The following is a 25,671-nucleotide window of genomic DNA, read 5'->3' as shown; positions in this document are numbered from 1 at the left end:
TTGTGCATGCCTACTGTGGTACCGACCGAAAACCTGACGCTGCACTGTCACTGGTCGATGACAGGCGGTATGTCTCTCGACGGAAATCCCGACAGATTGAATCGTGCTTCGCTCGTGGATTCAGGTACCGAATGCGGATCGAATTCGACGATGGGACGCTCTTGCTCCACAATGCACCCGAGACAGTGCCCTACGCGGAGTGGGACGATCGCGTCGATACGTACCGCGTTCAAGCCTATCGATACCGGGCACTCCTAGAGTGGGCCGGACAGTGGAGCGACGGCGATGGCCAGGCCACCCTCGACAGCGCATTCAGCCACGATGGTGTCGAAGACGAAGCCAGAGCATACCCGGATCTCGCTCTGACGCCGGCGCTCCAGATCGAACCGCGAGAGTATCAGCAGGCCGCACTCGACTCGTGGCGTACGCACGACCGACAGGGCACGGTCGTCCTCCCGACCGGCAGCGGGAAGACCTTCCTCGGGTTGCAGGCGATTGCTGACGCCGGCGTCAGCGCGCTCGTCGTCACCCCGACGATCGACCTGATGAACCAGTGGCACGCCACGCTCACCAACGCGTTCGGCGAGCAACTCACCGACGAGGTCGGCGTTCTCGGTGGCGGGAGTCACGAGATTGGCGCGCTCACAGTTACGACCTACGACAGCGCCTATCGGTATATTGACGAGTACGGCGACCGGTTCGGCCTGCTCGTCACCGACGAAACCCACCACCTGGCGGCCGAAACCTATCTCCAGATCCCCGAGATGACGCTCGCACCCTATCGCCTCGGTCTGACGGCGACCTACGAGCGTGCCGACGGACGGGAGGCACTACTCGAAGACCGCATGGGGCCGGTCGTCTACGAAGAAGCAGTCGACGAGCTTGCTGGTGAGTTCCTCAGCGAATACGAAACCATACAGATGTCCGTCGGTCTCACGACAGCGGAACGCACGGAATACGACGAAGAGTACCAAATCTACCGGGACTACGTCGACAGTCACGACTTCGACCTCTGGAAGGAACAGGGCTACTCGGAATTTCTCAAGCGCACGTCCTACGATCCACAGGGACGGCGGGCGCTGATCGCAAAGCAGCGGGCCGAGCGTATCGCCCGGACGGCGACGAAGAAGCTCGACACGCTCGACAATCTGCTCAAACGCCACCACGACGACCGCGTCATCGTCTTCACCGCCAACAACGACTTCGCCTACGACATCTCCCGGGAGTTCATCCTCCCATGTATCACACACCAGACCGACACCGACGAACGCACCGAGATTCTCGAACGGTTCCGCAGCGGCGAGTACTCGATGCTCGCCACCTCACAGGTACTCGACGAGGGCATCAACGTGCCAGCGGCCAACGTCGGCATCATTCTCTCGGGGAGTGCATCGAAACGACAGTATGCCCAACGACTCGGCCGCATCCTCCGCCCGACTGACGACCGCCAGCCAGCGCGGCTCTACGAGATCATCGCGACCGACACGATGGAGACGTACGTCTCACAGCGGCGGCGCGAGGGGGTGAGTAGCAGTGCTGACGGCTGACCTCGCCCGGTCGCACATACGCGATGGTGAAGTTCGCCCCCTGTTCATCGACATCTCCGACGAGCGGTACCGAGAGACAGCGGCCACCCTGATAGCGCTGTTCGAGGACTACCTCGGCGAACCCAAAGGCGAACTCGACGATGCGATCGACGAACTCACCGTCGCCGATACCGACTACAAGATCGTCCAGGGGCTGGCGAAACTCCTCAGAGACGAGTGTGAGTTCGAGCAACAGGCGGCCGCCGAGCCACGTGAGATCCGAAAGCGACTGTTCGAACGAGCCAACGACCGCTATCCGATCGTTCGCCAGCCAACGCTCGGCGAAGACACGCAGAAACTGGAAATCTACAGCGCGGTCGCCGACGAGTCGGGTATCACCCTCGAAGAGTGCTATCGGGCGATGTACGCGGATCTGGAGGACAATAAACGGCTCGTCCGGTTCGGCGACCAGTCGGTGCGCGACGACAGCGACGGAGAGGAGTCCACGACGACAACGACGAAACTGACGGGAAATAGCAAGCAGGCGTACGACCAGCGCGACCAGACGGTCGACTGGCTGCTGGCCCGCTACAACCTGGCACTGGCACAGGCCGTGCTCTACGACGCCTCGACGATGCACGTCCGGGTGTGGGACCACTTCGGAACAGTGTTCAGCTACATGAAACTGTTTGGGTTGATGCACCGGATCTACCCCATCGACGAGGACGGCAACCGCGTCGCAAGCACGGACGTGGCAGCGGGCTACGAGGCGGAACTCGACGGGCCAGTCTCACTATTCCGGAAGTCACAGAAGTACGGCATCCGGATGGCGAACTTCCTGCCGGCGCTCCCCTTATGCGACCGGTGGGAGATGCGCGCCGAGATTATCGACGAGAAATCGGCCAGCGACAGCAACCAGTTCACGCTCGACCACACCGATGGGCTAGTCTCACACTACAGCACCGGCCAGCGATTCGATAGTGACGTCGAGCGCACACTCGCCCGGAAGTGGGAGCGGGCGACTACCGAGTGGAATCTCCAGCGCGAAGACGACGTCTTCGACCTCGGCTCGGAGGTTATGATTCCCGATTTCGCCATCGAACATCCCGACGGGCGGCGGGCGATCATGGAAATCGTGGGGTTCTGGACACCGGAGTACCTGGCGTCGAAACTGGCGAAGATCCGGCAGGTCGAGGCCGACAACTTCGTGTTGGCGGTCTCGGAGCGATTGGACTGTTCCGACGAGGACTTCGGAGACGCCGCGGATCGGGTGCTGTGGTTCAAAACCGGGATGCACGTCTACGACGTGGTCGAACTGGCCGAGGAGTACGCCTCGCCCGTCGAAACAGCGCCCGACTGATCGGGTGTTCAAGCCAAACGGCCGCCGTCGCCGTTCCAGTAGTGCCAGTCATCGACTGCCTCCCGGCCATCCGTTCTAGTTTAGTGGAGAATCCTGTTGCTATCTGTTGATTAGATATCGTCGCAACTACCCGGTTGAAGAACCCGGTGGGAAGTGTGTACTCTCCACCGGACTCGGTAGTTGTTGACCGAATTCAAAGAGCGTTTCCCTCTGATGAGTTGCGCGAGCGCGCTCGCGCAACGAATCTCGTTGAGCGTGAGCGGAAGTTCGACATCGTTGCGCTGTTTTACACGCTCTCGTTTGGCTTCGCCGCTGGCTCAGACCGCTCCCTGCAAGCATTTCTCGACCGCTACGTCGAGATGGCTGACTGCGACGAACTCTCTTACGCGGCATTCCACGACTGGTTCGAACCGGGCTTCGTTGCACTCCTTCGAGAGATTCTCGATGACGCCATCGAGAATCTCGATACCGGACGAACCGAGTTCAACGGACGTCTCGAACGATTTCGAGACGTCCTCATCGCCGACGCAACTATCGTTTCGCCGTACCAAGACGCCGCTGATATCTACGCAGCAACTGGCGAAGACCAAGCTGAACTGAAACTCCACCTCACGGAGTCACTCTCGACAGGTCTTCCAACACGGTTCCGCACAACTGACGGCACCACTCATGAACGGAGTCAGCTACCCACCGGCGAGTGGGTAGCTGACGCCCTCATCCTGCTTGATTTAGGCTTCTACGACTTCTGGTTGTTCGACCGAATCGACCAGAACGGCGGCTGGTTCGTCTCCCGAGCCAAGGACAACGCAAACTTCGAGATCGTCGAGGAACTGCGAACGTGGCGAGGCAACAGCATTCCGCTGGAAGGAGAGTCGCTGCAGGCCGTCCTTGACGACCTGCAGCGACAGGAAATCGACGTCCGCATCACGCTCTCGTTCGAGCGCAAGCGAGGGTCGGGCGCCAGCGCGACCCGGACGTTTCGACTGGTCGGGCTGCGCAACGAGGCGACCGAAGAGTACCATCTGTATCTAACGAATCTAGCGCGTGAGGAGTACAGCGCGCCCGATATCGCGCAGCTCTATCGGGCGCGCTGGGAGGTCGAACTGCTGTTCAAGGAGTTGAAATCGCGGTTCGGCTTGGACGAGATCAACACGACCGACGCCTACATCATCAAGGCACTGATCATCATGGCGGCGATTTCGTTGTTGATGAGTCGTGTGATCGTGGATGAGTTACGGTCGATTGAGGCAAGACAGCGTGAGGTCGAAGCCGCCGCAGACGCCGACGAGTCGGCGTCGCGGCTCCCTCGTCGTCGCTGTTCGCTAGCCGTCGAACGCCACGCTCATCTGATCCAGCTGTATCTCATGGTTGAGTTGGGCTACGAACTGCCGGATTTGGACGAGCTGTTGCTGTGGGCATCACGAAATCCAAATCCACACAGAAATCGGTTACGTGAGCAGGTTGAACGGGGTGAGTTCGGCTTTGACCGCCCCTAAACTAGAACGAATGGCCTCCCGGGTATCCTGATCAACGTCGAGTACTTCGAGTTGTGACAACGGGACACCGAATTGCCTGTCCTTCCATTCCACGAGGACGAACATCTCCCTGCTGCTGACGACTTCGTCAGTCATCCCGACGACAGGTACTTCTTCGCCCTCTCGCAGTGGTGATATCGTTCGCTCCTCGACACACCGCGCCTGGAACGGAAAGTTCATTTCGCGTTCGAGGTGATAGCACCAACTGATTTCTTGCTCGTCGGCGGTGTAGGCGTCGGTGAGTATCTCTCTCCGAATGCGTTTGTCCCGCTCTTCGTCTGTCTCCCGTGTCACGGTCGTTTCTCCTTGACGATCGCGGCCGTGTCGGTCGACGTGATCACGTCTTCGTCGAGCACCTCGTCAAGTCTGTCTGGTTCGTAGACCTCCTTGACGATGCAGTAGTAATGCGAGGGCGTCCCTAAGTCGTAGACGAGGCTGAGTCTGTCGCCCTCTCGGAGTCGGGCCCGTTCGGCGACCTCCGCCATCGTCATCTCGCTCGCTCTCGTGTACGTCCGGTCGCCCGCTTCCTCGTACTGGTGGTCGGGCAGGACGTTGAGACTGGAATCGAGGTATTCGTCTTCAAGGCCGTACATCCGGAGGTGGAAGTCGTCGAGCGTGGACATTCGACACACGAGCCTGTCCAGTTCCGCCATCGACGTCTCCGGTTTCACGACGATATCGTACCACTCCTCCCGCGCACGCCCTTTCTGCTTCCACCGGAGCCGATACCCGACAGTTCCGATCTGCTCGGAGATGTCACCAGCATCCGCTTGCTGGTCTTTTTCGACTGCTTCACGCGTGTTCGACCAGCAGTACGAGCAGATCTCGTCCGGGGCATCGCCCTTGAAGCCCGTTTTATCGATGTCGTGGTGGTCGGCAAACTCCGCAAACGGGACTTGCCGACCTCTCGGAGAGCGGTTGCCCCGACTACACATCATCTCCCCGGGGCCAGTGAGGCCGAACGAGAAGCGCGAGTCCGTCTCACTTTGGTCGGCGTCCATGTCGATGATGTGTGCTGCTGTTCCGCTTCCGATCTCGATCACGAATCGGTCTGTTGGTTCGCTCATTCGTATCGCTCCTCCAGATCGTCGAGTGCCCGCCAGAACTGCTCGTCGTTGATTCGAGGCTCTGTCGTCGCCCGTTTCTCCAGCACGCCAGCGTACGTGTCGAACTCTTCGGGAGTCGGATCGGTCGCGAGCACGCAGTCGGCGTAGCCATCGAGCGCAGTCTGGATGGTCTTTGCGTAGTGGTCGTAGGCACCGTTGATCCAGTTGTACTTCTCGTCGATCTCCTCGAATACGGCTCGATACACAGTCGCAGCTGCCAGATACCGATCGCGGTCACGGTACTGCTCGGCGATCTCGAAAAACTGCGAGAAGTCGATGGCTTCGAACACGACCGGGTCGGCGTGTTGCTCGAACAACTGCACGATTTCCTCGCGGTACTCCTCGACCGATTTGTGATCGTCCCCGAACTGTGCGAGAAACTGCTCGCGCAACTCCGGGTGTTCGGCGAGTGCGTCACGGATGAATCCTCGCAGGTCGTCAGTCGATACGTCGTCGATGACTGCCTCGACACGCTCGCTCTCGTCCTGTGGCGGGTTGGCGGCGATATCCAGTAGTACGGCGACGACGTGCTTGCAGTCGCCGCCACCGTCGTACGGACAGGTACACTGTGTGTCGATACTCCGTCCGCCGAATTCGACAGTCACGTCGTACAGTTTTGAGCCGCTGACGCTCGCGGTCACGAGGTCATCGAATCGGTCGAGTTGCTGAATGCGTCCCTCGTCACGGTAGTTCACCCCGCGCTCGAACACTGCGTCGGTGGTTCGACTCCGGATGGTATCTCTATCGACGTTCATATACTGTCTTTCGACACGGGCGTAGAATTCGATTACGGTGTCGAATCAGCGGCCTGCCGGCTCGGATCGGCCAGCGCCATCGTCAGCGTCGCCGCGAGGCGCTTGTCGAGCGGTTCGTTCGCCTGACCGCAATGGGGTGACTGGATACACGCCGGACAGCCGTCCGAACAGCCACAATCGGCGAGCAGTTCCCACGTGTGCTGGAAGAGTTCCTCGATGTGGTCGTATCCGTTGCGGGCCAGTCCGACGCCACCGCGGTAACTGTCGTATATGAACAGCGCGCTCGTCTCGGTCTGTGGGTGTTCGGCCGTCGAGACGCTTCCGACGTCTCGCCGGTCACAGAGGATGACCAGCGGGAACGTGGCGACGAGGGCGTGCTGGACGGCGTGGAGGCCACCCTCGAACGACCCGGACATCGTCTGCATCAGGCTTTCCAGTCCCATCGGCAGCGTCACGTACAGTGCACGGGTCGAGAGTGTCGTCTCGGGCAGATCGAGTGACTCCTCGGTCATGATCTCACCAGTTCGGTGGTCGCGTCGCTGGAAGCCGGTGACCTGCTTCCGTCGCGTCACGTCCGCGAAGTGAACGGTGACGTCGTCACGGGTCGCCAGTGGTTTCGTGGCGATGTCCTCCTCGATGGTCATCGACTCCTCGTACTGCACGCGCGTCTGGTGGTCGCTGTCTGTCGGGGTGAGCCACGCAACGTCACGGTCCAGGTCGAATGACTGGACTTCGTAGTTCTGGCCCTGATGGTGGTAGATAGCGCCCGGATGTACGTCCCGCAGTGCAGCGTCGAGCGGCAACTCCCCGAGTTCGTCAGTCGCTCCGCCTCGAACCCGGAGGGTGACCGTGCGTTCAGTGATGGTTCGGAGCCCCTGTTCGTACGGGTTCACCGTTCGTCCACTGGCGGTGCGTCGCCATTCGAGTCCCTGGTCTGTCTGCTGGCGAGTCAGTTCGCCCTCGTCCGTGAGCGCACTGACGATGTCAGGGAAAGTAGGACCGAAATACGCCTCGTCCGCGGTTCGGAGTGGTCCTTCCATGGCCGCGGCGTGTGCATGCAGTTTCAGGAGATGCGGATTCGAGGGATTGGCGACGGCCCGCTCGGGTGTCTGCTCGAACAGTTCGTGAGAGTGTTTGATTATGTACTGATCGAGTTGATCCTCACTGGCGACGAGCGCGACGAGACTCGGGTCGGTCCCGCGGCCGGCGCGGCCCGCGCGCTGGAACGTTGCCATCTGTGTTCCGGGGTACCCGTCTAACAGGACCGCGTCGAGGCTGCCGATGTCGACGCCGAGTTCCAGCGCGCTCGTGCTCCAGACGCCGGCACAGTCACCGGAGTGCAGGGCAGTCTCGATTGTCGCCCGCCGGTCGTCGCGCAGTCCTGCGTGGTACGCAGTTACGCTCTGGGCGATATCGGCCTGCCCGCGCTCTGCGAGTGTATCGCTGCTGATGGTGGCATACCGCTCTGCTGTCTGCCTCGCGCGCGTGAACGCTACCGTCTGATATCCCTGCATCACGAGGTCGACGAACAGTCGCATGGTTTCCCCGTGGTGGGAGCGGCGCTGTCCTGCACCGACCGGTGCATCGCCCTCGTCGTATTCCGGTGGTTGCCAGAACAGCCAGTGCGTCGGACCCGTTTCACTGGTGTCCTCGTCGACGAGTTCGAACGAGTCGGTCGGTTGGCCGGTGATCGTCGCTGCGTGCTCCCGGGGATTTCCGATCGTCGCGGAACAGCACACGAACTGCGGATCAGCACCGAGACGGTCACAGATTCGCGCCAACCGACGGCAGACGAGACCGACGTGACTGCCGAAGACACCGCGGTACTCGTGGACTTCGTCGACGACGACGAGCTCCAGAGAATGGAAGAAAGCTCGCCAGATGTCACTCGCGTGACTGAGCAGTCCACAGTGGAGCATATCCGGCGTCGTCAAGACGATGCCCGGGTCTTCGTCACGTGCCTGCTGGCGCTCGTTCGAAGAGAGCGAGCCTGTGTACTGAGTCACGGAGAGATCGCCGAACGGTGCAGCGAAATCAGACAGGGTCGCTTCCTGGTCGTTGATCAGCGCGACCTGCGGACCGATATACAGCGTCCGACCGTCGTGGTCGTGGGCGCGTTCGATGGCGGGAATCGTGTACGCGAGACTCTTTCCGCTCGCTGTCGGTGTCGCGAGTACGACGTTCTGTCCGTCGCGAACCGCTTCGATTGCATCGGTCTGGTGTGCGTAGAGTTCGTTGATGCCACGGTCCGCCAGTTGACTTCCTCCACGGTCTAAAGGCCGTGGAATCCCGAGCGTTGGGATATTAGGGTTTCGCGGCATCCGTACGGGAATCTCGCGGTTGGAATCCGCGAGTCCGGTCGAAGTGGATGACGCGAGGCTGAGCCAAGCAGCCGTTACCACTATCCCCCAATGGGGGAGTCATGGTTAGCGTTTCCTGTCTGATGTTGTCTGCACCGTTCACGTCGCCGTGAATGACCACTCCACATCGGTCGCACTTCCACAGCCCACGTTCAACGCGACTCTCATCGTCTTCGTCCCCACAAACACTACACTTCGAGGACGTCCCGCGTTCGTCTCGCATCTCCACCTCAATACCACGCTCACGGGCCTTGTAGTCCAACAGGTTCATTACACGCTTGTACGCCCAATTGTCTAATCGCTTGTTCCCGTGACGACCCCAATCATCATCGTCTACACCACTTGGATCACCCACGACGAGTGTGCCAACATCGTGTTCAACGCATCGCTCGACGATGTCTTTCGAGAGGGCGTGCAGGAAATGGTCTTTCCGCCGAGAGAGTTTCTCACGCGCCCACTGTGCTTTCTGCGATGGGCCGTGGACTCCCTCGGTCTGGTATTCTTCCCGTTGGAAGTAGTGTTTGTCTTCTCGCAGTCTGTTGCCTGGATACAGCAGGGCATCGTCGGGGAACGCAACGACGGCGGGATTGCAGATGCCGAGGTCAACACCGGCGACCTTCTCGCCCGGTGATTCGGGTGCGATGTCGTGTTCACAGACGACGTGCAGCTCCCACCGCCGTTTACCCGAGCTCCAGACAGCCCGGACTTGCTGGACATCTTCTAGTTCGACCTCTGGTGGAGCTTCGTATTCACAAAGGATGAAGTCGCGTCCATCCTTGTGGTTGGAGCCTTTGCTGAGGCGGAGGCGGCCGTGTTTGTCATCGTGTCGGATGCCGTTCTGCTTCCAGGTGACTGTTGATCGTGGGTGTGCTTCGTGGACGCGGTTGCCGTCCTCGTCGTAGTAGTTCTCCTTGCGGTAGCCCGGCGGATTGTCCCGGTTGTCGTCGGAACCGTACCACGAACTGAAGGCTTCAGAAAGCTCTTCGAGAACTTTCTGACTGGACTGACTGTGCAGTCCGTCGTATTTGGAGTGGGTCTTCAGTTCGTCTTTCAGATCGCCTTCATCGGGAATCTCACCGGTTTCGTCCCATACTTCCCGGGCGTGGTATAGTGCGACGTTCCACAATTTGGATGCCGACCACCCGTGTCGGTCCAACGCATCCGCCACTTGCGAGTGGTTTTGGATGCGACAGACGTGTGTACGCCGAGTGGTCGCCATCTCGTTTATTCTTATGAAATGGCTCGGATTAAATACTTGGAATATCCAAGGATGGCTATGCCGTTGCTAGTTACTCAGACTGACGGCGCGTATCCACGGCCTGAAGGCCGTGGTATTGCGCTTGTTCAATCTATAATCCGTGATCTGGGGTTCCATCTCACAGGACCGAGTGACGGGACTTCGGGCGGGTATATCCCGCTGGAACCGGATCTGATCGCGGTAGTAGTCACGATGCTGTACCCACTCGACGAAGTCGTTCACTACCCCGTGGATACTGCGTGCCCGCATATAGAGATACGGTCCTCGATCCACCGCCCTCGGTGAACGAGGTTCTTATTTAGGTGCTCGGACAACAATCCGGTGAGCGTAATGGCTGCTCCGATTTCGTACGCGGACGAACTTGACCCGTTTCTCGCCCTGGAACTTCCCTCGGGATGGGTTCGTGGCCTTCTCGAACCGCTATCGGGGCCATTCCAATCGGACGACCCGCTGGAGAGTGCGCTGTTCGAGGCACTCACGGGATCGAAGCCTGACTCGACACCAACCTCGAACGCAGTCATCTTCACGTATCTCGCCGGCTACGACCCCGGTATCGACCGGCCGATGGACAGCGAACGCCAACTGGTGATCGAGTACGCAGCCGAACAGGATGCGTTCGGAGTCAGAGCAGCGTTCGACGAAGGACTGATCGAGACGGCTCCAGACGCTCGTGACTGGCTGGAACGGGCCATGCCACGGGTCGAACGTGAGATGGACCATCGACGCCGCTCCTGGGTGGCGCTCTCGGATATCCACGGTCTCGGGCAGCAAGAGATTGGCAATCTGTACGGGGAATACGAGTCGTTGGATGCAGTCGCTTCGGCGACCGAAGCCGAACTGACCGACATTCCGTACGTCACTGACGACTTGGCGTCAGAGGTAGTGGAAGCTGCCGAGCAGTTCGACGGGACAGTCCCGGATGCTCACGGCGACCGAGCGGCCGACTGTGCCGACGATCCGCTCGTCGTCGATACCAGCGACCTGCGTCCGTTCAGTGACCTCTTCGAGAACTGAACGCCGACGGTCCTGAACGTTTTCAATCAAGCAGTCGTACCCGTTTTCATGCCGTTCAGCGTCAGCTGGAACACGCTGCTTGAGGAACTTGACGAGGTGCCCGACGATGCCGAACTTGTCACACCGCTTTCTCACGATACGTTCCGCGTCACGGACGTACAGGAACACCGCGTCGTCGTGACGTTCGGTAATACTGGAGAGCGTCGCCCGCTTCAGCGCGATCAGTTCGAGACCCTCTACCGCCGAATCCAGGACTCGAACGGTACATTCGAACTCGACCGGCTCCCACCCGATGCCGACCCGTATCCGGCGGTACTGAGCCTGCATCCACGATTCGAGGTGGACGAAGAGCAGGACATTATCATCGAAAAAGAGGAGGCGACCGATACGCAACTCCTGAGTGACGAACCGGCGGCTGCCGAGAGCGACCGTGTCGAACCTGATGGGCTCGACGTGTACTCCGATGCGCTCCTCCTCATCGATGCGCTGGAACGTCAGGACGTCTCCGATCTCACAGCGTTGGAGACGGATGCGCTGGTGAACCTCTACACGCTCTGTTCGGACGTCCAACGGAACGCGAACGACTTCCGGCAGGACATCGCCGACGTGTTACTCGATAAACTCCACCACGACCAACCAGTGCACGGACAGTACGGATCGGTCCAGCGAACGTCGCGCCGCAATCGATCGCTGAGAGACGAGGAAGAGGTACTGGCCACGCTGGAAGACGCAGGGATCGACCGTGAGCGCGTCACGAGCGTCGATTCGAAGAAGGTGAACGAGGCACTGGAAGTGACGGAACTCTCGGAAACCGACGTGTACGAGGTAGATGAGAGCGAATACGTCCGGAAGGCGGAAGTCGACGAGGAGGTCAAAGAGTCACGACTCCAGGGGTTGAAAGACCGGCTTGCGGCCAGTAGCGAGGCGGAATCCGACGAACTCCGCCAGGAGATCGAAGCCCTCGAGGAACGCATCGACGACCTCACCAGTTTCAGTACGGGAACACAGATGCAGGGGTAGTCCGGATACGATAGTCTGTACAAGATCGGAAGTGGAGTATTAGCGCTTCATACGCCGATATTTTGGAATATTAACTTTGGGTGAATCCTCTTCATATATAAAATACTGCTTGTTAGCTCGGCCTAGGCTCTTTTCACTATCTTCGTGCGCGTATTTCGCCACTCAAAAGGCCCGGGACGATTCGTTCGCGGCTATTCGAGACCACCGCACGGCGTTTGGTACCACCGGCTGACCGTTGATAGGAGCCCCTGCTCCACTCCGTCAGTGAAGCGCCAGGTCAGGCCCCGAGACCGGGTGACACACAAGCGTCTATTTGAGCCTCGGCCACGCCTTTGTAGGTGGGTAGAGTGGGTCCCGATATGGACCGAAGGACGTATCTCGCGGCAGCGTGCGCCGCCGGCGTCACGGCAACGGCGGGCTGTAGCGCCGTGTCGGAGAGCGAGACGCTCTCCGATCCGACGGTAAACGAGGACGCGCCGGGGCGGAAGGCCATCGCATTCACCTCGGACGGGGAGGAGGTGGGGCATTTCGGCGTCGACGGGAGCGTGGTCGCCGACCGAGTCGACCTCTCGACCGAGATATGGCACCGGGACGGGACGACCGTGGATTCCGTCGAGTTGCGGCTCTGGATGCCGGAGACGGCGACGGAATCACCCGCGAAGGTCGCCGTCGTCTCCCCGGTCGAGGGGGACAGTTCCCCGCCCCCGTCGCTGTCCCTCTACACGCCCGACCGGAAAGTCGGGACGGTCGTCGAGATCACCGACCTGGACGACCTCGCCGACGAGACGATCAGCACGCTCGACCTCGTCGTCGTCCCGGGGACGGACACGGCCACGGACCTGAAGATTCACGCGACTATCGACCTCTCCGGTGGCGGTCTCCTCGACGGTGGGTACACGCTCGACGGGGAATTCCGGCTATCGTACCCGGAACTGGCCGACCGGTAGCCGGACCTGTCCACCACGGGCCGCGGCGCCGCCGGTGACACTCCCTTCGAACGTCGGTAGCCGGGAGCGTTCAGCGAAACCGCCGATCACGGGAGGCGGCCTGCGACCCCCAGGGAGCCGTCGTCGGCCGCGACCGACCGGGTCGTGGGAACGTACAGCAGTTCGCCGACGACCGGCGGGGTCACGGCCGACGGAAGGACGAGGAGTCCGGCTCGGAACGGCGATGGACCGCCCTCAACACTCGTCGGCGTGCTCGCATTCCGCCCGCATCCCGCTCGTCTTGCACGCGCTGGCCAGGAGTTCCGCCTCCTCGGCCTCGGTGACGCCGTTTTCCCGTATCGTACGGAGTTTGCGCGCCTCCGCCTCGTCACAGTCCGGCTGGTCGATACGCCACGCGATCACCTGCTGGCAGGGCGATCTGCGCCCCTTCTCGTTCGAACGCATACGGGTGTCTACACCGCGGAGTGTGAACAGTTAGCACCCCCAGTACGCTGGGAGTTTATAGGGGACGGCCAGCGGCTCCCGGAACGGCCCGCCGACGGCGCAACGGGTTTGTGTCGCCGGCCGTACCCACCGTCATGGCCGACGACAGCCTCGAACGGCGCGTCGAGCGGCTCGAAGGGCGACTCGAGGCGGTCGAGGAGAGCCTGGACCGCTACCGGAGACAGCACGCGCTGCTCCTGGCGGAGGTGGACGTCGACGCCCTCGAAGATCCGGCGTGTCCGGAGTGCGGCGAGGGGACGCTCGTGCGGCGCTCCGGTCTCTCGTGGGCCAAGGCCGTCTGTCGGGAGTGCGAGACGGCGTGGGTGTTGAGCGGCTGAGTCGGACCCGCTACTCGCCGCTGGAGTCGGACGCCGGCTCCCGCAACTCCTCGACGAGCAGGTAGACGAAAAGCACCACGAGGACGAACTGGACGGCCTTGTCGACGGCGCCGAGCAGCGGATTCGGCATGCCGGCCAGCACCCAGACGACGGTCGTGACGCCGGCGTAGACGGCGCCGACCAGGTAGAGGACCGGCTGCCAGAGATCGGTAAAGAAGACGACGAACCCGACGAGGAGACCGAGTCCGAGGACGGCGAAGACGTTCCGGCCGGTCGTCGTCGCCAGCGCGAGGTGGATGGCCGCGGTGACGAGCGCCGAGGTGACCAGCAGCCCCTTCGCCGGCGTCCACTCGACGGGGCGCAACTCGAAGCCCGCAATCGACATGCTCGCGGTTCGACGCTCCCGACTCAAAACGGCGCCGATTCGTCGCCGGAGTGACACGCACCCGTCACTGGACGAGCGAGGCCAGCACCTTCCCCTCGACCTTCCGGAGGTGCTCGCCGACGGTGCCAGCGGAGACGTCGACGGTCCGGGCTATCTCCTCGTGGGTGGCCTGCCGTGGCTCCTCGTAGTAGCCCAGCTCGACGGCGGCCTCCAGGATCTCCTGCTGGCGCTCGGTGAGGACCGAAAAGAGCTGTTCGGAGTCGGGGTGGTAGTCGCCGATGCCCTCCAGCGAGAGACGCAACGAGTCCGGGATAGAGTCAACGACCCGCTGGATGGTCTCGTCGTCGCCGACCAGTGTGACGCGGACACCGCCGTCGTCGAGGCAGTCGATGGGCGTCTTGAGGACGATCTCGTTGTCGCCGACGATGGACAGCAGGCGAGCGACCGTCTCGGTCGGCCGGAAGTGGATGTAGGCCAGTCCCTCGCGGTCGCCGGAGACGTCGTGAGCGATGACGTCCGACTGGTCGTCGAGGATGGCGGCGGCCCGGTCGAGGTTCCCGCGGACGCTGTAGAGGGTCACGCAGGTGTCGTCCGACAGGAGGTTGATCTGGTGGATGGCGTCGCGCGTGACCGTCGGGTCGGCGGTGAGCGACTCGTCGGTGGGCTGGAGGCCGCCACCGTTCGGGGAGATGACGACGGTCGCGTAGCGCATACCCGCGAATGTGACACCGAGGAGCATACGCGTTTCGCTGCCGGCCGCCCACCTCGTTTAAACACCCCTCGAATCGCGGGCGATACGACGATTGGGCCGCTCGCCCACAGTATCGCCCATGACGCAGATACGGGACGCGAGCCGAGAGTTGCGAATCGACCCCGACTCGGTCGGCGGCGGCTACTTCAAACACGCCGTCTACAACCACTGGGACCCCTACGAGGACGTCGACGGGACGCTCCTGGAGCAGGACCGCGAGCGCCTGGCGGCGGCCGACGCCCTCGGCGAGACGGAGTTCGAGGACCTGATGCAGACGCTGGCGCTGTTCGGTGCCGGCGAGGAAGCCGTCACCGAGGACCTCGCGCCGCTGATGTTGGCCGTCGACGACATCGACGACCAGATGTTCGTCTCCAGTCAGATCTACGAGGAGGCCAAGCACACCCAGTTCTTCGACCGCTACTGGCGGGAGGTCGTCCACCCGGTGGCGGACGCGAAGGGCTTCGAGCGGGTGGCGCCGACCGACCAGCGGTTCTTCCCCGACGGCTACGTCGAACTGTTCGACCGCACCGAGGACGCGATGGAACGGCTCCTGACCGACGACACCCCTGAGAACCGCGTGAAGGCGTACTCGCACTACCACCTGGTCGTCGAATCGGTGCTGGCACAGACCGGCTACTACGGCATCACGTCGGCGCTGTCGCCGCGCGGCAGCGACGCGGTCCCGACCGGCGATTTCCCCCACGTCGAGGGACTGGTCGAGGGTATCTCCTACATCCGGAGCGACGAGGGACGACACGTCGGCTTCGGGATGCAGAAGGTCCAGCACCACCTCGCCGAGGACGGCGTCGACGAGGCGGTCGTCCGGGACACCCTCCAGGACCTGATGCCGCTGGTCGCCGAGACGGTCAGCGCCACCGGCGAGGTCGCCGAGCCGATGCCGCTGGTCGAGTACGCCCGCGAGAAACTCACTCGCCGCATCGACATCATCACCGACCGCGAGGCGACGATTCCGGACGTCGAGGAACTGGTCGCACTGGACGACGAACCCGCCGCCGCGGACTGACGACCGCCCGCCGTCTTTTCCCGCCGCCGTCCAGCGACTCTCGAGCACCGTCCGACCGAACACGACTGCTAGAGATTCCCACTCCCTTTAGGACTGAAAACAGTCTAACGAGTATTAACATTAAAGATCATAAAGGTTTTGTAGCCGTCGCGTTTCGGGTCGAGTGCACACGATGAGTGACCCGCAGTCCCGGTTCCGAACTGGCCGACCTGACGCCGTCGGTGCCGACTGCGTTCGCTCAGGAACGACTGCCGGTCTCCCGGGCGGACGGCCGCTCGGCGCCGGTCCTACTACGTGATACACATGGCACACGACAACGACGGAGAGGACAAGGTCGCAAGCCGAGTCCAGAACACCGAATCGATCGTTCGAGACGTCGACAACCCCGCCGCGCGCGAACTGCGCCAGAAGTTCGAGGAGCAGGACTTCACCTTCGCGCCGGGCCTGTACCACGCGCTGGACGCCCGGCTGGCCGAGATGGCCGGCCTGGACGCCGCGTACATGTCCGGCTACTCGACGGTCCTGGGCCAGTTCGGCTTCCCGGACCTCGAGATGGTCTCGATGACCGAGATGGTCGAGAACGCAAAGCGCATCGTCGAGGCGACGAACCTGCCGGTCGTCGCCGACTGTGACACCGGCTACGGCGGCATCCACAACGTCCGCCGCGCGGTCCGCGAGTACGAGAAGGCCGGCGTCGCCGCCGTCCACATCGAGGACCAGACGACGCCGAAGCGCTGCGGGCACATCGCCGGCAAGAAGATCGTCTCCCGCGAGGACGCCGAGGCGCGCTTCTCGGCGGCCGTCGACGCCAAGCAGTCCGACGACACCATCGTCATCGCCCGGACGGACGCCTACGGCTCCGCCAACGGCGACTGGGAAGAGCACGTCGCCCGCGGCCGGCTGTACGCCGACTGCGGCGTCGACCTGGTGTGGCCCGAGATGCCCGACCCGTCCCGCGAGGACGCCGTCGCCTACGCCGAGGAACTCCACGAGACCCACCCCGAGATCGACCTCGCGTTCAACTACTCCAGCTCCTTCGCCTGGAGCGAGGAGGAGGACCCGCTCACGTTCCAGGAGCTGGGTGACCTCGGCTACCAGTACATCTTCATCACGCTGTACGCGCTGCACTCCGGCGCGCACGCGGTCTACGAGGACATGAAGAACATCTCCGAGAACGACGAGGCCGCCCAGTGGGACCTCGAGGACCGCTACCTGGGCCACGAGACCGAGAGCCACCACGAGCTCTCGTTCGTCTCCCGGTTCCAGGACATCGAGGCGCAGTACGACCCCGAGGCCCAGGCCCGGATGGAGGCCAGCGAGGGCTTCACCGAGGACGAGAACGAGCCGCTCACGTCCGAGCAGGACGACGACTGAGCGGTCCGCCGAACCGGAGTAGTCGACCGGACCTGCGCCGGTCCGGCGCGGACGGTTTATTGTTTTTCGCCGAGTAGCTGTCGCCGTGCTGGCGACGACCCCGACAGTCCGCCCCGACGCACCCCCGCGCGGGGACGGACGTCGCTTGCGACACGCCCAGGGTGAGTAGTGATGCGGGAGTTCGTCTTCGACATCGAGTACGAGGAAGGGGCCGACCCGCTGGCGGACGTGTTCCTGCGGCATCCGGAGCTGGCGGCCCGGTCCTTCGAGGGGTGTCTGACCGCCGAGCGGTTCTTCCGTATCGAGCGGTACACCGGGCCGGCGGCCGCCCTCGAGGCGGTCCGGCGGTGTCGGTTCGACGGGTCGGTCTGTACCGAGAGCATCGAAACCTCCGACTGCGGCGGCGACCACCACCACGACGTCCTCGAAGCGACCGACGGCACGATGGTACTGTACACCTACGTCGAGGGGGCCAGGCCGAAGAGCACCGTCCAGACGCTGGTCAGGCGGTATCTGCCGCCAGGAACCGTCTGTGAGACGCGGCGCAGGGAGGACCGCCACGAGTGGCGCGTCCTGGCGCGCTCCGACGAGAAGGTCGGTCTGCTGTACGACACCCTCGGGGCGCGACTGCGGTCCGGGCTCAGGTTCCGGTATCGGAACCTCGGAGAGACCACCGACTGGCGGGCCGGCGTCCTCGAGTCGACGTCGCTCCCGGTCGAACAGCGGGACGCACTCGAGGCCGCCGTCGAGTCGGGCTACTACGAGACGCCGCGCCGGACGACCCTCGACGAGATCGCCGACCGGCTGGACGTCCCCAGGTCGACGCTCTCCTACCGGCTTCGCCGGGCGGAGGCCGAACTCGTCGCTCGGTACGTCGAGGGGTCGAGGGACTGGTAGCCGTCCCCCCACGACGGGTCGCGGTGGGCGGACCCCGGCCCGGACGGCGTCCACGAAGACGGCCGGCCTCGGTTCGGTACGCGTCAATCACCCTCGCAACGGTGAGCCCCTGTCTTCGGAGTCCCGCGAAACGACGGCGCGGCCTCAGGGGACGACCGGGGGAGTTGTCGCTCGCCAAACTAGCGCTGAATACCGACCACGAAGTACGTCCTCGCGACATGGTCGACGCGTTCGAGAACGGAGACCCGCCGTCCGACAACGGTGACCGGAGGTGAACGACGATGGCCGGTGAACGACTCGCGCTGACGGTGCTGATGGGCGTGCTTCTCGTGGCGGTGGTCGCCGCTATCGCCCGAGCGGAAGGCTGGACGGGCGTTTCGACGCCAGGGACCACCCGCAGTAGTGCGGAGGCCCGCGACAAACCGTCGGGCGCCCTCCGGTGGCTGACCACCGTCGATCACAAGGACATCGGCATCCTGTACGGAGGCTACAGCGTGCTGATGTTCGCGTGGGCCGGTGGTGCGGCGATGCTGATGCGAACGGAGCTGGTAACGCCGACCGAGACGGTGATTTCGCCGTCCTTCTACAACGCACTGTTGACGAGCCACGGGCTGACGATGCTCATCCTGTTCGGGACGCCGGTCCTGGCGGCCTTCTCGAACTACTTTATCCCGATTCTGGTCGGCGCCGACGACATGGCCTTTCCCCGCATCAACGCCATCGCCTTCTGGCTGCTGCCGCCGGGGGCGCTGCTCGTGTGGGCGGGGTTCTTTCTCGGGCCGGTGACCGGCGGTGCCGTCGGCCCGGCGGCGACCTCCTGGACGATGTACGCCCCGCTGTCGGTCGAGCAGCCGAACCCGGGGGTCGACCTGATGCTGCTCGGGTTGCACCTCACCGGCGTCTCGGCGACGATGGGCGCCATCAACTTCACGACGACAATCTTCACCGAGCGCGGCGAGGACGTCACCTGGGCCAACCTCGACATCTTCTCGTGGACGGTTCTGGTCCAGTCCGGACAGATCCTCTTTGCGTTCCCGCTCCTGGGTAGCGTCTTCATCATGCTGCTCATGGACCGGAACTTCGGGACGACGTTCTTCGCCGTCGAGGGGGGCGGCCCCATCTTGTACCAGCATCTCTTCTGGTTCTGGGGCCACCCCGAGGTGTACATCCTCATCCTCCCAGCGATGGGCATCGTCTCGTGGATACTGCCGAAGTTTGCGGGCCGGAAGCTGTTCGGCTTCAAGTACGTCGTCTACTCGACGCTGGCCATCGGCGTCCTCTCGTTTGGCGTCTGGGGCCACCACATGTTCAGCAGCGGCATCGACCCCCGCATCCGCGCGTCGTTCATGGCGGTCACGCTGGCCATCGCCGTGCCCACTGCAGTCAAGACGTTCAACTGGATCACGACGCTGTGGAACGGCCGAATCCGGCTGACTGCGCCGATGCTGTTCTGTCTTGGCTTCGTCTCGAATCTGATAATCGGTGGCGTCACCGGCGTCTTCCTGGCGTCGACGCCCGTCGACCTCCTCCTCCACGAGACGTACTACATCGTGGGGCACTTCCACTACTTCCTGATGGGCGGGACGGTCTTCGCCGTCTTCGCCGGCATCTACTACTGGTTCCCCATCGTCACCGGGCGGATGTACCAGCGGACGCTGGCGAAGTGGCACTTTTGGCTGTCGATGATCGGCGTCAACGTCACGTTCTTCGCCATGCTCGTCCTCGGCTACCTCGGCATGCCCCGCAAGTACGCGACCTACGCGTTCGACCCAGGACTTGCGCCGCTTGCCTCTGTGAATCTGCTGCACCAGATCACTACCGTCGGCGCGTTCGTCATCCTCTTCGGACAGATCATCTGGATATGGAACGTCGTTAGCTCCTACCTCGAAGGGCCCGAAGTCACCGACCCCGATCCCTGGAACACGAAGTCAGACGGTCTCCACGGCCGGGAGTTCGCGTGGTTCGAAGAGCAACTCGCTACCGAGGGCAAACTCGCCACCACCGACGGCGGCGACGGTCCCGAAAGCGATGTCGCGACCGACGGCGGCGAAGAGTGACCCCCGGTCGACGAGTCGAAACCTGACGGTGCGAGCACGACCGGCGGCGCATTCAGGGACCTCAGGCGGAAACGTCAATAGAACCGATTCGGCCATCTTTAATACCGGGCGACTGCACCCTTCGAGTGACCATGACCGCAATCGACGAGCGCACGCACGACCGGACGTTCGTGCGGACGTTCTTCACGACGCCGACCGCAGAGCAGGGTCAGGAGGACTCCGCGAAGAAGCTCCGCAGTGCCATCGGCCTGCGCGGGATGCAGGCGCCCGACGTCTGGGTGCCGGACAACGAGGACGCCACCGCGCCGAACATGCGCGACGAGGGTGCCGAAAACATCGCCGACGTCGTCGCCGAGGGCGGCGCCGACTTCCCCGGCGAGATTCACCCCCGCGTCGTCTGGCACCGTGACAGTCCCGAGACCCGCTACAAGGGCTTCCAGCACATGCTCGAAATCGCCGACCCCGAAAACGGCGCCGTCGAACACATCGACGGGTTCGTCATCCCCGAGGTGGGCGACATCGACGACTGGAAGAAGGCCGACGAGTTCATCACCATCGTCGAAAACGAGTACGGCCTGGAGGAGGGTAGCCTCGCCATGTCCGTCATCATCGAGTCCGGCTCCGCCGAACTCGCGATGGGCAAGCTCCGCGAGGAGATGGGCAAGGCCACCAACAACCTCGAGCGACTGTTCCTGCTCGTCGACGGCGAGGTCGACTACACCAAGGACATGCGCGCCATCACGCCGACGGGCGGCCTGCCGGAGTGGAAGGAACTGCGGCACAACACCTCCCGGGCGGCCAGCGCCGCCGGCCTCATCTCCGTCGACGGCCCCTACGACGACATCCGCGACGTCGAGGGCTACCACGACCGCATCACCGCCAACAATGCCATGGGCATGCTCGGCATCTGGTCGCTGACGCCCGGCCAGGTCGTCGAGGCCAACCGGAGTCCCCTGCCGCCCGCCGAGGGCTACTGGACGCTGTCGGCTGGCGGCCGCACGGCCGAACTCGAAAGCGAGGACGGCGTCGAGGTCTACACCGGCGAGACCGTCGACCTCGAGGCCGAGGACGGCGGCTACGAACTCGAAGTCGCCGGCGACGAGTACTTCCTCGAGACCGAGGAGGAACTGGCCGAGGAACTGCTGGACCTCCTCGATTACGTCCCCAGCCTCGACGACATCGTCGACTCCATGGAGGAGTTCGAGGCCGCGAAGGAGGCCGGCAAGGGCGCCATCGCCATGACCCGCGCCGCCACGGTCGACATCGACGGCGTTCGGGTCGACGTCGCCAGCGACCGCATGTGGGACGAGGCGACCTACCAAGCCCTGCAGACGCCCATCACGCTGTTCCAGGACGTCTACGAGAACCGACCCGACCAGCACGACGACCTCGCCGAAATCTACAGCGACGACGTCGTCGAGCGGGCGATGAACGTCGGTAACTAACCACTTTTTGCACGGGCCGGCCTGCGGCCGGCCCGACAAAAACGTGGGGAAAATATGCGCGCGTGCTCCTGCCGCGCTCTCCCTGCGGTCGAGCGCGTTAGTCCGCGCGCGCTACGGCGCCTCACTTCGTTCGGCGCCGCGAACCGCCTCGGGAGCGTTCTCCGAACGCCCCCTCGGCGGATGCTTGCTCCGATTCCCGTTCGGTGTGTCTGTCCACGAGTAGGGACCACTGGACGAAAATCCGGGGAGAACGTTTCCGGTCCCGCCTTGGGACCCGAAGGGGACAAGCATCCGCGAGCGACAGCGAGCGGTTTGCTGAAACGAGCGCGGAGCGCTCGTTTCGCATGACGAAAGACGCCATAGTCATTCGGGGAAGTTATTGAGGAAAACCGTCTTTTCGATGTAATGACTGGCCGTGAGAAAGAAGTTGTACGCCACCTGAGCGAGGAAGACCTGGATAGACTGCTCACGGAAACTGACGACGTGAAGCAACACGAACGGCTCGTGTTCATCAAACGGCTATACAAGGGAGCGACGCTCGCTGAAGCCGCTGATGACGTTGGGCGATCAGAGGGGACAGCTGACAACTGGGTCGAACGCTGGAATGAAGGAGGACTGGGCAAACTCACGCCGAACTTCGGGGGCGGCAGGCCCCCGAAGCTCGGCGAGGCCGAACAGCAGCGACTGATCGAGCGACTCCGTGAGGGCCAGCCCTGGAAAAAACAGGAGATTCAGCATCTCCTCAACGAGGAATTCAATATCGAGTATCATCCACACTATCTACCGACGTTTCTGGACAACCTCGGCCTCTCGTACGCTATTCCACGGACGAAACGTCCTGATCGACCAGACGACGCCGAAGGGATTCTCGACGAACGCGTCGAGTACGCGTTCGACGAGGATGCCGACGATCAGCCTCACAACAAACGAGAGAAAGATCAAGACGACGAAGACTGGGACCGTGACGAGGATATTCGAACAGATGGTGGCACAGTCATCGGGTTTTTCGACCTGTCACATCCACAGCCGTGGGACAATTCTCAGCGGATGTACACAGTTGATGACCCACACATCACCCGGCCGCTGGTGAAAATCGACACACCAGCGGCCGGGTTCTATGCACTCAACGGTGAGAGTGTACTGTCGTTTCCCGCCGAACCAGGAGAAAGAACAGATCTGTGAGTGCTTCGAGACGATCCGCGAGCAGAATCCGCGTACCCGGATTCTGCTCGTTTTAGATAACTTCTCATCTCACATTTGCAAGTACACTCGCAAGCGTGCCCACGAACTAGGAATTGATCTCGTATTCCTTCCGGTTGGATCGCCGCATCTCAATCCAATCGAGCCAGTCTGGAAAAGTCTCAAGTGGGAGTCATCACCGCTGATTGTCGAAGATGAAGACGAGTACCGAACACTCCTTGACGATCTGTTCGAAGAACTGACCGAGCAACTGAGCTTCGCTGCATCGTGGATTGACAATCACCTCAGTGGATTCCTCAATAAGATCCGCTAATCACTAAGGCGTCTTTCGAACCACGCGGCGACGAGACGGCGGAGCCGTCGAGTCGCCGTAGCGAGAGCCGACTAACGTGCGGCGAAGCCGCGCGGCTGGAGGCTCTCGCGCATATTTTCCCCACGTTTTTGCCGACCCCCGAAGGGGGTCGTGTAAAAAGTGGGTGTCCTAGGGCCAGATACGGTGGGCGAGACTCGACAGCACCTGCTGGTCCTCGAAGGGCGTCTCGCTGTGGGGCGTCGGCCGGAGGTCGTCCTTCTCCTCGAGGAACGTCGCCAGTCGGTCGCCGTCCTTGTGGTCGAAGCCACCGATGGACCACGGCGGCCAGATGGTGAGGTGCTCGAAGCGGCCACCGTTGCCGTTCCAGCGGGCGTAGACGTCGGCGGCGCCGTCGTCGGCGACGACCGCAAGTTCCCCGTCGGTCGCCCGCATCGCCTCGACGTAGTCGTCGAGCGTCGCCGTCCCTCCGCCGGTGTAGGCCCCGAAGACGTTCCGGACCGCCCGGTGGTCCGAGTGGTCCAGAAGTACCGACCGGAGGTCGTCGTCCGCGTCACTCATTTGCCGTGAGTACGCCTCACACACTCATAAGCCTCCGGGTCGCGGTATCGGAGGGGCTTTTCCTCGCGGGCCGCAACGCCCGGTATGCTCTACTACGTGACGACGAACGAGGGGAAGGTCAGGGAGGCCGAGGAGTACCTCGACGACGTGGTCGCGCTGGACTACGACTACCCGGAGATACAGTCCGACTCGATGGCGGCCATCGCCGCGGAGGGCGCGCGGGCGGCCCACCGCCACGCCGACGCGCCGGTCATCGTCGACGACGCCGGCCTGTTCCTCGAGGACTTCGAGGGCTTCCCCGGCCCCTACTCGGCGTACGTCGAGGACACCCTCGGCGTCGAGCGGGTGGGTCGGCTCGCGCGCCGCGAGGACGCCACCCGCGCGCGGTTCCGGTGCGTCGTCGCCTACTGCGACGGCGAGCCGTTCGAGGCCTCGCCGGAGCCGGTCGACACCACGGACAGACGGGGCCGGGACCTGGCCGCCGACGAGCGCGCCACCGCCGCGACCGACGACTCCGTCGCTGAGGGCGCGCTCCCGGTGAAGCTGTTCACCGGCGCCGTCCCCGGCCGCATCGTCGAACCGCGGGGCGAGGGCGGCTTCGGCTACGACCCCATCTTCGAACACGACGGCCGGACGTTCGCGGAGATGAGCCCCGAGGAGAAGAACGCCGTCTCCCACCGCGGGCGGGCACTGGGCGCCTTCGCGGAGTGGTTCCAGGGTCGCTGAGCCGGGTCTCCGCCGCCGTCGACCGACGCCACGCGTGACGAGCGGTCGCCACAGCCGGTCGAGATCCCACACGAATAAACGGGTCAGGGGCGTTACACGAGTATGACAGTCGACGGAACGGCGCTGATAACCGGTGCCTCGGCAGGCATCGGCCGCGCACTGGCGACGGAGTTCGCGGCCAACGGCCACGACGTCGCTCTCGTGGCGCGCCGCGAAACCGAGTTGCTCGAACTCGCCAACCGACTCGAGGACGACCACGGGGTCAGGGCCCACGCCATCGACATGGACCTGGCCTCGGTGGACGCCCCGAACGAACTGTACGAGACGACCGAGGCGCGGGACATCCAGGTCGACGTCCTCGTGAACAACGTCGGCATCGGTACCCAGGGGGCCTTCGTCGAGAACGACCTCGGCCGCGAACTGGACCAGATGCAGTTGAACGTCGTGACGCCGACCCAGTTGACCCACCGCTACGGCGGCGACATGGCCGATCGGGGCCACGGCGGCGTCCTCAACGTCGCCTCGACGGCCGCCTGGTTCCCCGGGCCGTTCATGGCCATCTACTACGCCTCGAAGGCCTACATGAAGAACTTCTCGGAGGGCATCGCCGAGGAACTCCGGCCGGAGGGCGTCGACGTGACGGTGCTGTGTCCCGGGCCGGTGGACACGGAGTTCCAGGAGCGGGCCGACAACGAGGACACGCCGCTCGGCAGCGGCGAGATGCAGGACGTCGAGACGGTCGCACGCGCCGGCTACGAGGGTCTGCAGGACGGCGACACCGTCGTCGTCACCGGCTGGAAGTACAGGCTCCTGACGAAGGTGTCGAACGTGCTGCCGAACCGCCTCACGCGGAAATCGGCGCGGGACCTCAACACGGCGGAGTGACTTCGGGGGCGCCCGTTCGACCACGGTGCAATCCAACATTTTTCCGCCTCGGGGTCGCGGCGACGACACCTCCGCGCGAGAACGTCCTCAGCGGTTTCGAGGCGGAGCCTCCGGCCTCAAGAAGCGAGGACTTCCGACGCCAGTCGGAAGGACGACGCGAGTAGGCCGGGGAGGAAGCCGACACGCTGGGAATCAGGTACCGTTGTTGCTGCTGTTCGACTCGCCACCCGATACACTTTTTCCGGGGGCAACCATACCAGTGCCTAGTGATACCGCTGCGCACACGTCGCCGGTATCACGGGCCGCAGTAGCCCGGCCCCCGAATGGTGGGGATGTTGACCCCGACGGTCGTTC

23 protein-coding genes and 1 pseudogene are annotated in these 25,671 nt (G+C 63.1%); 15 read left to right on the top strand and 9 right to left on the bottom strand.

Features of this window, described 5'->3' with window-relative positions; all coding sequences use genetic code 11:
- The first annotated feature begins 131 nt into the window (after nt 1-131).
- From NLF94_RS03490 to NLF94_RS03480, 3 genes are all read left to right on the top strand, one after another.
- Nucleotides 132-1,547 (top strand): DEAD/DEAH box helicase family protein, encoded by a 1,416-nt coding sequence (locus NLF94_RS03490; RefSeq protein WP_254840084.1) that lies wholly within the window; start codon nt 132-134, stop codon nt 1,545-1,547.
- Nucleotides 1,534-2,886: a DUF790 family protein gene (locus tag NLF94_RS03485; protein ID WP_254840083.1), complete on the top strand. Its 1,353-nt coding sequence runs from the start codon at nt 1,534-1,536 to the stop codon at nt 2,884-2,886. The genes NLF94_RS03490 and NLF94_RS03485 overlap by 14 nt, the downstream gene beginning before the upstream one ends.
- 146 nt (nt 2,887-3,032) lie before the next feature.
- Entirely contained in the window at nt 3,033-4,382 is a 1,350-nt protein-coding gene (locus tag NLF94_RS03480; protein ID WP_254840082.1) for an IS4 family transposase, read from the top strand.
- Here the strand turns inward: NLF94_RS03480 and NLF94_RS03475 are convergent.
- Genes NLF94_RS03475 through NLF94_RS03455 form a run of 5 tightly spaced genes read right to left on the bottom strand, consistent with a single transcriptional unit; the run spans nt 4,335 to nt 9,861 of the window.
- A complete protein-coding gene (locus NLF94_RS03475; protein ID WP_254840081.1) occupies nt 4,335-4,715 on the bottom strand; it encodes a calcium-binding protein in 381 nt (126 codons plus the stop codon). The two genes, NLF94_RS03480 and NLF94_RS03475, sit on opposite strands and share 48 nt — an antisense overlap.
- The gene (locus tag NLF94_RS03470; RefSeq protein ID WP_254840080.1) at nt 4,712-5,488 is read right to left on the bottom strand and encodes a hypothetical protein; all 777 of its coding nucleotides are present in this window, start codon (nt 5,486-5,488) and stop codon (nt 4,712-4,714) included. The genes NLF94_RS03475 and NLF94_RS03470 overlap by 4 nt, the downstream gene beginning before the upstream one ends.
- Nucleotides 5,485-6,282 carry an SWIM zinc finger family protein gene (locus NLF94_RS03465; protein WP_254840079.1) on the bottom strand — a complete coding sequence of 266 codons (798 nt, stop codon included), beginning with the start codon at nt 6,280-6,282 and terminating at the stop codon, nt 5,485-5,487. The genes NLF94_RS03470 and NLF94_RS03465 overlap by 4 nt, the downstream gene beginning before the upstream one ends.
- Before the next feature lie 32 nt (nt 6,283-6,314).
- Complete coding sequence (locus NLF94_RS03460; RefSeq protein ID WP_254840077.1) at nt 6,315-8,603, bottom strand: DEAD/DEAH box helicase; 2,289 nt, start codon at nt 8,601-8,603, stop codon at nt 6,315-6,317.
- Nucleotides 8,587-9,861, bottom strand: a complete 1,275-nt coding sequence (locus NLF94_RS03455) for an RNA-guided endonuclease InsQ/TnpB family protein (RefSeq protein WP_256558698.1) — start codon at nt 9,859-9,861, stop codon at nt 8,587-8,589. The genes NLF94_RS03460 and NLF94_RS03455 overlap by 17 nt, the downstream gene beginning before the upstream one ends.
- Nucleotides 9,862-10,230: 369 nt before the next feature.
- Between NLF94_RS03455 and NLF94_RS03450 the strand changes: the two genes are divergently transcribed.
- The 3 genes from NLF94_RS03450 to NLF94_RS03440 all read left to right on the top strand — a co-directional run bounded on the left by NLF94_RS03450 (nt 10,231) and on the right by NLF94_RS03440 (nt 12,881).
- Complete coding sequence (locus NLF94_RS03450; protein ID WP_350355863.1) at nt 10,231-10,914, top strand: helix-hairpin-helix domain-containing protein; 684 nt, start codon at nt 10,231-10,233, stop codon at nt 10,912-10,914.
- A 48-nt stretch (nt 10,915-10,962) separates the two neighbouring features.
- Nucleotides 10,963-11,934, top strand: coding sequence for a DUF7983 family protein (locus NLF94_RS03445; protein WP_254840075.1), 972 nt, complete (start codon nt 10,963-10,965; stop codon nt 11,932-11,934).
- A 359-nt stretch (nt 11,935-12,293) separates the two neighbouring features.
- Nucleotides 12,294-12,881, top strand: coding sequence for a DUF8121 family protein (locus NLF94_RS03440; protein WP_254840074.1), 588 nt, complete (start codon nt 12,294-12,296; stop codon nt 12,879-12,881).
- Between the two features lie 234 nt (nt 12,882-13,115).
- On the opposite strand, the gene NLF94_RS03435 is transcribed toward NLF94_RS03440, so the two are convergent.
- Nucleotides 13,116-13,325, bottom strand: a complete 210-nt coding sequence (locus NLF94_RS03435; RefSeq protein ID WP_254840073.1) for a hypothetical protein — start codon at nt 13,323-13,325, stop codon at nt 13,116-13,118.
- A gap of 134 nt (nt 13,326-13,459) precedes the next feature.
- Between NLF94_RS03435 and NLF94_RS03430 the strand changes: the two genes are divergently transcribed.
- Complete coding sequence (locus tag NLF94_RS03430; RefSeq protein ID WP_254840072.1) at nt 13,460-13,702, top strand: hypothetical protein; 243 nt, start codon at nt 13,460-13,462, stop codon at nt 13,700-13,702.
- Between the two features lie 10 nt (nt 13,703-13,712).
- Here the strand turns inward: NLF94_RS03430 and NLF94_RS03425 are convergent, their stop codons facing one another.
- Both NLF94_RS03425 and NLF94_RS03420 read right to left on the bottom strand, forming a co-directional pair.
- Nucleotides 13,713-14,087, bottom strand: coding sequence for a DUF7475 family protein (locus NLF94_RS03425; RefSeq protein ID WP_254840071.1), 375 nt, complete (start codon nt 14,085-14,087; stop codon nt 13,713-13,715).
- Between the two features lie 64 nt (nt 14,088-14,151).
- A complete protein-coding gene (locus NLF94_RS03420; protein ID WP_254840070.1) occupies nt 14,152-14,799 on the bottom strand; it encodes a helix-turn-helix domain-containing protein in 648 nt (215 codons plus the stop codon).
- Between the two features lie 118 nt (nt 14,800-14,917).
- On the opposite strand from NLF94_RS03420, the gene NLF94_RS03415 reads away from it, so the two are divergent.
- The 6 genes and pseudogenes from NLF94_RS03415 (at nt 14,918) to NLF94_RS03390 (ending at nt 23,148) form a co-directional block, all read left to right on the top strand.
- Nucleotides 14,918-15,862 carry a ferritin family protein gene (locus tag NLF94_RS03415; protein ID WP_254840069.1) on the top strand — a complete coding sequence of 315 codons (945 nt, stop codon included), beginning with the start codon at nt 14,918-14,920 and terminating at the stop codon, nt 15,860-15,862.
- A 303-nt stretch (nt 15,863-16,165) separates the two neighbouring features.
- A complete protein-coding gene (locus NLF94_RS03410; RefSeq protein ID WP_254840068.1) occupies nt 16,166-17,236 on the top strand; it encodes an isocitrate lyase/PEP mutase family protein in 1,071 nt (356 codons plus the stop codon).
- A gap of 171 nt (nt 17,237-17,407) precedes the next feature.
- Nucleotides 17,408-18,133 (top strand): helix-turn-helix domain-containing protein, encoded by a 726-nt coding sequence (locus tag NLF94_RS03405; protein ID WP_254840067.1) that lies wholly within the window; start codon nt 17,408-17,410, stop codon nt 18,131-18,133.
- Nucleotides 18,134-18,414: 281 nt separating this feature from the next.
- Nucleotides 18,415-20,190, top strand: a complete 1,776-nt coding sequence (locus NLF94_RS03400; RefSeq protein ID WP_254840065.1) for a cbb3-type cytochrome c oxidase subunit I — start codon at nt 18,415-18,417, stop codon at nt 20,188-20,190.
- 140 nt (nt 20,191-20,330) lie between these two features.
- Complete coding sequence (gene aceB, locus NLF94_RS03395; protein WP_254841394.1) at nt 20,331-21,635, top strand: malate synthase AceB; 1,305 nt, start codon at nt 20,331-20,333, stop codon at nt 21,633-21,635.
- 405 nt (nt 21,636-22,040) lie between these two features.
- Nucleotides 22,041-23,148 (top strand): annotated as a pseudogene (locus tag NLF94_RS03390) (IS630 family transposase).
- Nucleotides 23,149-23,316: 168 nt separating this feature from the next.
- On the opposite strand, the gene NLF94_RS03385 reads toward NLF94_RS03390, so the two are convergent.
- The gene (locus NLF94_RS03385; protein ID WP_254840064.1) at nt 23,317-23,706 is read right to left on the bottom strand and encodes a hypothetical protein; all 390 of its coding nucleotides are present in this window, start codon (nt 23,704-23,706) and stop codon (nt 23,317-23,319) included.
- An 84-nt stretch (nt 23,707-23,790) separates the two neighbouring features.
- On the opposite strand from NLF94_RS03385, the gene NLF94_RS03380 reads away from it, so the two are divergent.
- A complete protein-coding gene (locus NLF94_RS03380; protein WP_254840063.1) occupies nt 23,791-24,432 on the top strand; it encodes a non-canonical purine NTP pyrophosphatase in 642 nt (213 codons plus the stop codon).
- Between the two features lie 102 nt (nt 24,433-24,534).
- Nucleotides 24,535-25,317, top strand: coding sequence for an SDR family NAD(P)-dependent oxidoreductase (locus tag NLF94_RS03375; RefSeq protein ID WP_254840062.1), 783 nt, complete (start codon nt 24,535-24,537; stop codon nt 25,315-25,317).
- The last annotated feature ends 354 nt before the right edge of the window (nt 25,318-25,671 follow it).

This window comes from Natronomonas marina (assembly GCF_024298905.1).
Lineage (GTDB): Archaea > Halobacteriota > Halobacteria > Halobacteriales > Haloarculaceae > Natronomonas > Natronomonas marina.
Note: the sequence above shows the minus strand (reverse complement) of the source record. Positions and strands in the feature narration are given on the sequence as shown.

What these genes read in the sequence shown, in the direction of transcription:
- NLF94_RS03375 (WP_254840062.1), top strand. Translation starts at nt 24,535, where the DNA reads ATGACAGTCGACGGAACGGCGCTGATAACCGGTGCCTCGGCAGGCATC.
- NLF94_RS03470 (WP_254840080.1), bottom strand. Translation starts at nt 5,488, where the DNA reads ATGAGCGAACCAACAGACCGATTCGTGATCGAGATCGGAAGCGGAACA.
- NLF94_RS03425 (WP_254840071.1), bottom strand. Translation starts at nt 14,087, where the DNA reads ATGTCGATTGCGGGCTTCGAGTTGCGCCCCGTCGAGTGGACGCCGGCG.
- NLF94_RS03385 (WP_254840064.1), bottom strand. Translation starts at nt 23,706, where the DNA reads ATGAGTGACGCGGACGACGACCTCCGGTCGGTACTTCTGGACCACTCG.
- NLF94_RS03420 (WP_254840070.1), bottom strand. Translation starts at nt 14,799, where the DNA reads ATGCGCTACGCGACCGTCGTCATCTCCCCGAACGGTGGCGGCCTCCAG.
- NLF94_RS03455 (WP_256558698.1), bottom strand. Translation starts at nt 9,861, where the DNA reads ATGGCGACCACTCGGCGTACACACGTCTGTCGCATCCAAAACCACTCG.
- NLF94_RS03400 (WP_254840065.1), top strand. Translation starts at nt 18,415, where the DNA reads ATGGCCGGTGAACGACTCGCGCTGACGGTGCTGATGGGCGTGCTTCTC.
- NLF94_RS03410 (WP_254840068.1), top strand. Translation starts at nt 16,166, where the DNA reads ATGGCACACGACAACGACGGAGAGGACAAGGTCGCAAGCCGAGTCCAG.
- NLF94_RS03460 (WP_254840077.1), bottom strand. Translation starts at nt 8,603, where the DNA reads ATGCCGCGAAACCCTAATATCCCAACGCTCGGGATTCCACGGCCTTTA.
- NLF94_RS03435 (WP_254840073.1), bottom strand. Translation starts at nt 13,325, where the DNA reads ATGCGTTCGAACGAGAAGGGGCGCAGATCGCCCTGCCAGCAGGTGATC.
- NLF94_RS03380 (WP_254840063.1), top strand. Translation starts at nt 23,791, where the DNA reads ATGCTCTACTACGTGACGACGAACGAGGGGAAGGTCAGGGAGGCCGAG.
- NLF94_RS03450 (WP_350355863.1), top strand. Translation starts at nt 10,231, where the DNA reads ATGGCTGCTCCGATTTCGTACGCGGACGAACTTGACCCGTTTCTCGCC.
- NLF94_RS03405 (WP_254840067.1), top strand. Translation starts at nt 17,408, where the DNA reads ATGCGGGAGTTCGTCTTCGACATCGAGTACGAGGAAGGGGCCGACCCG.
- NLF94_RS03440 (WP_254840074.1), top strand. Translation starts at nt 12,294, where the DNA reads ATGGACCGAAGGACGTATCTCGCGGCAGCGTGCGCCGCCGGCGTCACG.
- NLF94_RS03490 (WP_254840084.1), top strand. Translation starts at nt 132, where the DNA reads ATGCGGATCGAATTCGACGATGGGACGCTCTTGCTCCACAATGCACCC.
- NLF94_RS03415 (WP_254840069.1), top strand. Translation starts at nt 14,918, where the DNA reads ATGACGCAGATACGGGACGCGAGCCGAGAGTTGCGAATCGACCCCGAC.
- NLF94_RS03430 (WP_254840072.1), top strand. Translation starts at nt 13,460, where the DNA reads ATGGCCGACGACAGCCTCGAACGGCGCGTCGAGCGGCTCGAAGGGCGA.
- NLF94_RS03465 (WP_254840079.1), bottom strand. Translation starts at nt 6,282, where the DNA reads ATGAACGTCGATAGAGATACCATCCGGAGTCGAACCACCGACGCAGTG.
- NLF94_RS03445 (WP_254840075.1), top strand. Translation starts at nt 10,963, where the DNA reads ATGCCGTTCAGCGTCAGCTGGAACACGCTGCTTGAGGAACTTGACGAG.